Raw genomic sequence first — 6232 nt, forward strand, 5'->3', positions numbered from 1 at the left:
CGGGACCGCCCCACCCTTCGAGACCAACCCCCCGGCCCGGGCCGGGCCCGCCACCGCGGGCCCGGCCCGTGGCGTTCGCGGGGGGCCGGCGTACGCGCACACCGGGGCGGCCCGGCGGAGGGATTCCGCCGGGCCGCCCCGGTGCGGGTGCGTGTCCCCGGGCGCTACCTCAGGTCCTCCTCGGCGCAGCGCGCGACCCACGTCGCGAAGGGCTCCGACGGGTCCGTCCGGCCGGCCAGATAACCGCGCGCCAGCCGTTCCACGTAGTCCGGCAGGTCCGCCGCGGTCGTCTTCAGCCCGCGCAGCTTCCTGCCGAAGGCACCCTCCTGGTCCGCGGCCAGCGTCAGGCTGCCGCCCAGGTGCACCTGGAAGCCCTCGACCTGCCGACCGTCCTCGTCGGCCACCAGCTGCCCCTTGAGACCGATGTCGGCGACCTGCGTACGCGCGCACGAGTTCGGGCAGCCGTTGACGTTCACGCTCAACCCCACGTCCTCGCCCGCCAGCCGCTTCTCCAACTCCGCGACCAGCGTCGCCGCCCGCTCCTTCGTCTCCACGATCGCCAACTTGCAGTACTCGATCCCGGTACAGGCCATCGTGTTCCGCCGCCACGACGACGGCCGCGCCTCCAACCCGATGCCCCGCAACTCCTCCACCAGCGGCTCCGGATCGGCCACGTCCAGCACCAACAGCTTCTGGTACGGGGTCAGCCGCACCCGGCCGCTGCCGTGCGCCCGCGCCAGGTCGGCCAGCGCCGCCAGCTTCGTCCCCGACAACCGGCCCACGACCGGCGCCGCACCCACGTACGACAGCCCGTCGTGCTGCGGATGCACCCCGATGTGGTCGATCGGCGCCGCCGGGAGCTCCGGCAGCGGCCCGTCCGACAACGGCCGACCCAGGTAGTCCTCCTCCAGCACCCGACGGAACTCCGCCACGCCCCAGTCCGCGATCAGGAACTTGAGCCGGGCCCGCCCCCGCAACCGCCGGTAGCCGTGGTCACGGAACAGCCGCGCCACCGCCACCCACACGTCCGGGACGTCCGCCAACGGGACCCACACCCCGACGTGCTGCGCCAGGATCGGCACCGTCGACAGCCCGCCGCCCACCCACATGCCGAAGCCCGGACCGTGCTCCGGGTGCACGGCGCCCAGGAACGCCAGGTCGTTGATCTCGTACGGGATGTCCGGCAGCCAGGACACCGCCGACTTGTACTTGCGCGGCAGGTTCGACAGCGACGGGTCCCCGATGTACCGGGCGGCGATCTCCCGCACCGCAGGCGTCGCGTCCAGCACCTCCGCCGCGCCCACCCCCGCCACCGGACTGCCGACGATGACCCGGGGACAGTCCCCGCACGCCTCCGTCGTGGACAACCCGACCTCTTCCAACCGCCGCCAGATCGCCGGCACGTCCTCGATCCGCACCCAGTGCAACTGGATGTTCTGCCGGTCGGTGATGTCCGCGGTGTCGCGGGCGTAGCGCGTCGACACGTCGGCGATCGCCCGCAGCTGCGCGAGGTCCAGGGTGCCGCCGTCGCTGCGCACCCGCATCATGAAGTGCTCGTCCTCCAACTCCTCCGGCGCCAACGAGCCCGTCCGACCGCCGTCGATGCCCGGCTTGCGCTGCGTGTACAGCCCCCACCAGCGCATCCGACCCCGCAAGTCGTCCGGGTCGATGCTGGCGAAGCCCTCACGGGCGTACACCCGCTCGATGCGCTCGCGCACCAGCAGCGGATCCTCGACCTGCTTGAACTCCTCGTTCGCGTTGAGCGGTTCGCGCTCGCCCAGCGCCCACTGGCCCTCGGGTCGCTTGGCGGCGGGACGAGCGGTCCGTGCGGTCCGGACCGGCGGCGCGGCGGTTTCCGTCATCTGTCCGTGCTCCTGGGTGGGCTGGGGGAGGGGGGATCCGGCGTCCGGCCGGCTCAGGTCGTGCCGAGGCCCGCGACCGGGACGACCATCCCGCTCGGCAACCAACTCGTCGCCTCCGCGTGGTGATGGCCGCCGGCGGCGCCGGGCCCACCGCTGCCGGGGACGTACAGCACGGCCGTGGCGTACAGCGTGGCGGGCGCCGGAGCGGTCGTGCCGCGGGCCCGACGCCAGGCGTCGTACCCGGCGGACGTGGGCGCGTCGCCCGGGAGGCGGGCGCCGAGCGCCTTCAGGTACTCCACCGCGGCCGGGCTGTTCGGCGCGTACCGCAGCGGGATGAGCTGGCCGGCGCTCGGCGAGAGCAGCGGCGCGGTGAACAGCCAGGGCGCCAGGTAGGTGCCCTCGGCGAAGGTGCGGCCCGCCTCCACGTCCCGTACGGCCGCGTCCGCGCCCGCCCAGCCGGAGGTCACCACCAGCGGCTGCCGGTTCGAATCCGGCGCGCCCACGGCGATGCCCGCCCGGCCCGCCGCCGCCCGTACCTCGGCGGCGGCGGCCCGCCCGCGCGGCGAGGCGTCCTCCACGAGGCCGAGCGAACGGGCCCCGCGTCCGGCGAGGAACGCGACCGTCCCGCGCAGCGCGGCCGCGTCCGTCGGGGCGAGCCCGTCGGCGGGGCAGGTCGCCGGCGGCCTCGGGTCCCCGCCGAGCAGCGCCCCGGCGGCGGCGCTCGCGCACTCGGGGCCGTCGTCACCGCGCAGCGCGGCGGGCCCCGCGTCCGCGGCGTCGGCCGGGGCCCGACCGGTGTCCACCGCCAGCGCGGCGACGGCCCCGCCCGAGGACACCCACACCTGCCCCGGCCCCGCCGGCAGCTCCACCGGGACCCAGGTCAGCGCGGAGCCGGGCCGCTGCCCGCCCCGGGCGAGCCGGCCCCGGTCGGTGCCCGCCGAGGCCTCGTCGGCCGCGACGGCGACCAGGTTGAAGCCCGGCCGGTTCGGCACCACCAACACCGGCACCTGCTTGCCGCCCAGCCCGAGCGAACCGAGCAACGGCCCGCCCAGCGCCCGGGCGGGCCCGCCGCGCGGCAGCGCCGGTCCCGCCGCGACCCCGGCCAGCACCGTGCAGGCCACGGCCGCGGCGAAGTACGCCGACACGCTCCGGCGCCGCCGCAGCAGACCGCGCCGCAGCAGCAGGACGCCCAGCGCCAGGGCGGCGGTCAGGACGACCGCCGCCAGGAGGACCGCGCTCACCGTCGTACGACGCCGTCGCTGACGACGAACAACACGCCGTGCGGCTGGCTGTCGCCGAAGTCGCCGTGCGGCCAGGAGGCCCGGTTGAAGCCGACGCACGGCTTGCCGGTGTGCTCGTCGCGGAACGACCGGTCGAGGCTCACGTTGCCGCGCCGGTCCAGGTCGAACATGCACACCCGGTGGTCGCCGCCGCCACCGAACGAGCCGGCGACGAAGTAGTTGGCCACCGCGATGCGGCTGACGTTCTGCGTCTCGCGGTACACGCCGTCCCCACCCCGCTTGAAGTTGTCCATCGCGCCCCAGTGCGGGCCGCCCGCACTCACGTCACGGATCGGTACGGTGCTGACCAGCTCCGGGCAGTCCCGCTCACGACCGCCGCGCGCGGCCTCGTTCAGGTCGTCGATCGAGCACGTGGCGCGCGTACCGGCGGCGAGCAGCTTCTGGATGTCCAGGACGTAGATCATGCCCGTGGTCTCGTCCAGCGGCTTGCCGTACGGCACCGACTGGCCCATCACCGTGTGGAAGAGGAACCGGTCGTCGGGGCTGACGGCCAGCCAGCTCGCGTTGTCGCCGCTGCCGGTGACGCCGGGGTCGCGCCGGAAGCTCCGGTAGGCCGTCGTGTCGTCGAAGACCTCCTTCCACTGCGGGGCGGGCGCGGTGATGTCCGGGGTGTAGAACACGGCGCCGCCGGCCATCGACGACACGAATGCGCCCCTGTGCCCGGGCCGGTTGGTCAGCGCGGTCTCCATGACCACCCGCGACTCGCGGAAGAACGCCCGCGGCTCCTGCGCCCCGCGCGGACCGTCGGCGACCTTCGACACCGAACGCAGCGTCGGGTTGTTCCGGTCGGCGATGTCGAAGACGCGGACGGTCTGACGGGCCAGGTTCTCCCGCAGTTCCGAATCGGGCGTCATGAAGTTGCGGGCCTCGGCGAAGTCGCTGGCCACCATCACGTTCAGGTCCTCGCGGACGGCGATGCCGTGCGGGTTCGCGCAGCTCGCGGCGGGCAGCGCCGGGACGTTCCCGCACTGCGCGGGGTCCTCGCCGCCCGCGGTCGCCGCCGGGATCTCCGCGAGGGTCCTGCCGTCCTGGCCGATCCGGACGATCTCACCGGGCGACCCGGCGGCGCCGTTGCCGACGCGCACCTCGCCGTTGGTGTAGGTGCAGGGGCCGGTCACGTTCGGACCGCCCATGTACGTCCCGTACGCGGTGCCGTCGCTCAGCACCTGGTAGGCGTCGGGCAGCGTGCCGCACGGGGTGTCGACGGTCGTGTTGACCCCGGCGATGGTCAGCGCGGGCAACGCCTTCGCGTCGAAGACGAACGTCGTGTCGCTCATGATGCCGCCGGCGTAGATCCGGTCGCCCTTGTGCCACACGTACTGCATGTGGTGCGGCTCGTTGCCGTTGTTCGGGCCGACGGTGACGGTGTTTGCGACCTTGCCGTACGACGGGGAGCCCGGGGTCGCGTCGATGACGGCGAGGAAGTCGGGCGCCGGCTGCTTCGCCGGACCCGACCAGACGAGCATCCACTGCCGGCCCGGCCCCTTGGAGGCCGACACGAGGTGGTTCGTCGCCGTGTAGGTGACGCCGTCGCTGCCCTGGAAGCTGGACGTCCAGGTCTCGGGCGTGCCGGCGGCGGCGGGTTCCGCTCCGGTGAGCATGGAAGCGGTCAGTCCCACCGCCGACAGACAGAGTGCGAGGCGGCGTATCAGCCTTCCTCGGCGCAGTCCTTGCAGGCTCATTTCTCCGCGTGCCCTCTCCGGGGGTAGCGGCCGGAATGCGTAATCCGGCCGGTCGATGGCTGATTCGGTTTCGGTCAACGGAAATTCCTGACCCGCCGGCCGGCACGGCATTCTGTGCAATTTCCGGCCCACTATGGCACAGGGGTGCTGGCGGTCCGCTGACACCGGACTTACCGCGCGCTGACCGCGCTCCACAAAAACCCTGAACGAGGCGAAACCGCTGGTCAACGCCCAGTTCGGGTGGAAAATGCCGCTGATCAGCGGACCGTCAGTGAATTATGTGCCGGGATTGCTAATCTCGGCGGAGCGATTTATGTCCGCTCGCCGCGTTCCCCTTTCATCAAGGAGCCGCCCGATGGCGACGACGCACGCCGACGGAGATCTCACCACGCTGGCCGAACGGGCGGGCCGGGAACTCGAAAATGCTTCCCCGCAGGAAATACTGCGCTGGGCGGCCGATACCTTCGGGAGGAAATTCTGTGTGACGTCCTCGATGGAGGACGCGGTCGTCGCCCATCTCGCCTCGGGCGTCCTGCCGGGCGTGGACGTGGTGTTCCTGGACACGGGTTACCACTTCGAGGAGACCATCGGGACGCGGGACGCGGTGGAGGCGGTGATGGACGTCAACGTCATCACGCTCACCCCGCGGCGGAGCGTCGCCGAGCAGGACGCCGAGTACGGCCCGAGGCTTCACGACCGGGATCCGGACCTGTGCTGCGCGCTGCGGAAGGTCGAGCCCCTCGAGGAGGGCCTGACCGGCTACGCGGCGTGGGCGACGGGGTTGCGGCGCGACGAGTCCCCGACCCGGGCGAACACGCCGGTGGTCGGGTGGGACGAGAAGCGGCGCAAGGTCAAGGTCTCGCCGATCGCCCGCTGGACGCAGGCGGACGTGGAGGCCTACGTCGCCGAGCACGGCGTCCTCACCAACCCCCTGCTGATGGACGGCTACGCGTCGGTCGGCTGCGCCCCCTGTACGCGGCCGGTCGCGGCGGGCGAGGACCCGCGGGCGGGCCGCTGGGCCGGACGCGGCAAGACCGAGTGCGGACTGCACGGCTGATGAAGACGACCGGCCACGACCCGACGGAGACGAGACCGATGAGCGTGAGCGACCAGGGCGCCACCGTGTGGCTGACCGGGCTGCCCAGCGCGGGGAAGACCACCATCGCCTGCGCGTTGGCCGAGCGGCTGCGCGACGAGGGTCACCGGGTGGAGGTCCTCGACGGTGACGAGATCCGTGAGTTCCTCTCCGCCGGCCTGGGTTTCTCCCGCGAGGACCGGCACACCAACGTGCAGCGGATCGGCTTCGTCGCCGAACTCCTGGCGAGCAACGGCGTGAAGGCGCTGGTACCGGTGATCGCGCCGTTCGCGGACAGCCGCGAGGCCGTCC

5 protein-coding genes are annotated in these 6232 nt (G+C 73.1%); 2 read left to right on the plus strand and 3 right to left on the minus strand.

The window, feature by feature from the left end:
• Nucleotides 1-164: 164 nt before the first annotated feature.
• From AB0D46_RS26915 to AB0D46_RS26925, 3 genes are read right to left on the minus strand one after another with little or no spacing between them, the layout of a single operon-like run.
• Complete coding sequence (locus AB0D46_RS26915) at nucleotides 165-1862, minus strand: nitrite/sulfite reductase (protein ID WP_362881114.1); 1698 nt, start codon at nucleotides 1860-1862, stop codon at nucleotides 165-167.
• Nucleotides 1863-1915: 53 nt separating this feature from the next.
• Nucleotides 1916-3103: a hypothetical protein gene (locus tag AB0D46_RS26920; RefSeq protein ID WP_362881116.1), complete on the minus strand. Its 1188-nt coding sequence runs from the start codon at nucleotides 3101-3103 to the stop codon at nucleotides 1916-1918.
• The gene (locus tag AB0D46_RS26925) at nucleotides 3100-4845 is read right to left on the minus strand and encodes a hypothetical protein (RefSeq protein WP_362881117.1); all 1746 of its coding nucleotides are present in this window, start codon (nucleotides 4843-4845) and stop codon (nucleotides 3100-3102) included. Before AB0D46_RS26925 ends, AB0D46_RS26920 begins: the two co-directional genes overlap by 4 nt.
• Before the next feature lie 355 nt (nucleotides 4846-5200).
• On the opposite strand from AB0D46_RS26925, the gene AB0D46_RS26930 reads away from it, so the two are divergent.
• Nucleotides 5201-5902, plus strand: coding sequence for a phosphoadenylyl-sulfate reductase (locus AB0D46_RS26930; RefSeq protein WP_362881119.1), 702 nt, complete (start codon nucleotides 5201-5203; stop codon nucleotides 5900-5902).
• Nucleotides 5903-5940: 38 nt separating this feature from the next.
• Nucleotides 5941-6232: adenylyl-sulfate kinase (locus AB0D46_RS26935; protein ID WP_362881121.1), on the plus strand; the 292-nt coding region annotated here is incomplete at its 3' end.

Origin of the sequence: Streptomyces sp. NPDC048383 (assembly GCF_040651775.1) — a bacterium.
In the GTDB taxonomy this organism is placed as follows: domain Bacteria; phylum Actinomycetota; class Actinomycetes; order Streptomycetales; family Streptomycetaceae; genus Streptomyces.

Coding starts and splice junctions, on each gene's coding strand:
- AB0D46_RS26915 (WP_362881114.1), bottom strand. CDS start 1,862: ATGACGGAAACCGCCGCGCCGCCGGTCCGGACCGCACGGACCGCTCGT.
- AB0D46_RS26925 (WP_362881117.1), bottom strand. CDS start 4,845: ATGAGCCTGCAAGGACTGCGCCGAGGAAGGCTGATACGCCGCCTCGCA.
- AB0D46_RS26930 (WP_362881119.1), top strand. CDS start 5,201: ATGGCGACGACGCACGCCGACGGAGATCTCACCACGCTGGCCGAACGG.